The 2172-nt window shown below is 72.9% G+C and carries 2 protein-coding genes; one reads left to right on the top strand and one right to left on the bottom strand.

The window, feature by feature from the left end:
- Window positions 1–253: 253 nt before the first annotated feature.
- Window positions 254–1015: a hypothetical protein gene (locus tag DSY14_RS27630; RefSeq protein ID WP_211719537.1), complete on the bottom strand. Its 762-nt coding sequence runs from the start codon at window positions 1013–1015 to the stop codon at window positions 254–256.
- Between the two features lie 223 nt (window positions 1016–1238).
- Here DSY14_RS27630 and DSY14_RS27625 point away from each other — a divergent pair.
- Window positions 1239–2172: sigma-70 family RNA polymerase sigma factor (locus tag DSY14_RS27625; RefSeq protein ID WP_211719536.1), on the top strand; the 934-nt coding region annotated here is incomplete at its 3' end.

Raw genomic sequence — 2172 nt, 5'->3', positions numbered from 1 at the left:
GTCGGGTGTCGCACAGAAGGGGCGCGCCCGCCTCCCCTGTGCGGGCACGCCCCGGGCGCGCGAACGCGCCCTCCCGCCCGGTACTCCCTGGGGCCGCCCTCTCGTGGGGGCCAGAGGGCCCGGGGGTGATCTCCGGGCGGGGCCGACCGCCCTGCGCGCGTCCCCTCGGCATCGCGCGGCGGTCGGCGTTGCCGTCCGACGAGGGCGCCTCCCCCCTCGAGGAGGGCCACCGCGTCGGAACGGCGTCATCGGGTCATGTGCCGGATCGATCGCCCCCGCCGTCCAGCGCGTCGAGCAGGGACACCGCCTCCGGGTGGGTGCCGGGCAACGGGACCGACCACACGGCGGCCCCGTGTTCCCAGCCGGTCTGTTCGCGCAGGTCGTCGAGTTCCCCGGGGAGCTCCGGTCCGTCCGGCGCGATCACCGCGATCCGGGACCGGTTCACCAGGCACACGGACTCCCCGCGGGTGAAGAAGCGGCGCAGTTCGTGGCCGAGCACGATGAGCCGTGCCGCCCGCCGCCACGGGTCGAGGGACGGGTCCAGGGCCAGGACCACCAGCCGGTGTCCGAGCGCGGGCGGAACGCCGTCCTCGGCGCCTCGGTACAGTTCGCCGACCCGGGTGCGGAGGTAGGCGCGGTCGGCCAGCCCGGTCAGCGGGTCCTGGCAGTCGGCGCGGCTCCGTCCGCCCCGTTCCCAGCCCTCGGCCAGGGCGATGATCATGGGCAGTGGAGGGCGCCACAGACCGATGACGCGTGTGAACGCGTCCAGGTCCGCCAGGGTGCGGCCGATCCCCACCCCCGAACGTGCTCGGGCCTCCCCGAGACGTTCGCAGGGTCCGGTCAGGTCGTCCCCGACCACGTGGGCCTCGCACAGGGCGTCCACCGCGGGTGTCCACCAGTCCTCGGACCGGTCCCAGCCCGCTTCCTGTGAGCGGTGTCTCCACGGCGTGCGTAGTTCCCGGGCACGGTGGACGGTGTGTCGCCCCGTTCCCGAGCCCAGCTCGATGTCGGCCATGGTTCTGCTCCTGGTCGTCGTTTCCCCAGGTGGACAGAGGTGGAACCGCGCCCCCGCGGTGGGCCCACTCCGTCCGCCCTCACCCCTAATCACGAAGATCGGTGGCGGCTATGACGCGGATAGGGGATATTTTTTCGAGCACGTGTTTTCGGACGCCGAACCCACGCCCCCTCACCCGGTTCCGGCCTGTGACGGGGCCGGACTACGACTGGAAGGGCGCGGGGTGACCGACGCCGAGGGTGAGTACACAGGGACACTGCTTGGTGACGCGGAGATCATCGAGCAGGTCAAGGGTGGGGACAACGCCGCCTTCGGGACCCTTTACGAACGCCACGCGGTCGCCGCGCGGGGGTTGGCCCGCCAGCTCCTGCGCGGTGAGGCCGAGGTCGAGGACGCCGTCGCCGAGGCGTTCACCAAGGTGCTCAGCGTCATCCAACGCGGGGGCGGTCCCAGCGACGCCTTCCGCCCCTACCTGCTCACCGCGGTCCGCAACGCCGCCTACGACCGGGGGCGCGGGGAGAAGCGCCAGGTCGTCACCGACGACATGGAGAGCTACGACGCGGGCGAGCCCTTCGTCGACCCCGCTCTGGAGGGGTTGGAGCGGTCCCTGATCGCCCGGGCCTTCCTGTCGCTGCCCGAACGTTGGCAGTCGGTCCTGTGGCACACCGAGATCGAGGGGGTCAAGCCGGCGGAGGCCGCGACCATCCTCGGGATGAACCCCAACGGCGTCGCCGCGCTGGCCTATCGGGCCCGTGAGGGGCTGCGCCAGGCCTACCTGCAGATGCACCTGACGGGCGGGGGGACCGCGGAGGCCTGCCGTCCCACGATCGGCCTGTTGGGCGCCTACGTGCGCGGCGGACTGTCCAAGCGGGACACCGCCAAGGTGGACCGGCACATGGACGACTGTGCCGACTGCCGCGAGGTGTACGCGGAACTGATGGACGTCAACGTCGGTCTGCGCGGGATCGTCCTGCCGATGGTCGTCGGGTTCGGTGCCACGGGTTACCTGGCCTCCGTGCCCGGGGCCGCCGCCGCGGGTGCCTGGTGGAACCGCATGTCCAAGCGTGGGCAGCAGGCCACGGCGGGGGCCGCCGCGGCCGCCTGCGTGGCGGTGGCCATGGCCCTCGCGCTCGTGGGCGCGGAGTCGCCCCTGGAGG

This window comes from Nocardiopsis sp. MG754419, assembly GCF_018207095.1.
GTDB lineage: Bacteria > Actinomycetota > Actinomycetes > Streptosporangiales > Streptosporangiaceae > Nocardiopsis.
The sequence above is the reverse complement of the archived record's forward strand: the minus strand, read 5'-3'. Positions and strand labels throughout refer to the sequence as shown.

What these genes read in the sequence shown, in the direction of transcription:
- DSY14_RS27630 (WP_211719537.1), bottom strand. Translation starts at nt 1,015, where the DNA reads ATGGCCGACATCGAGCTGGGCTCGGGAACGGGGCGACACACCGTCCAC.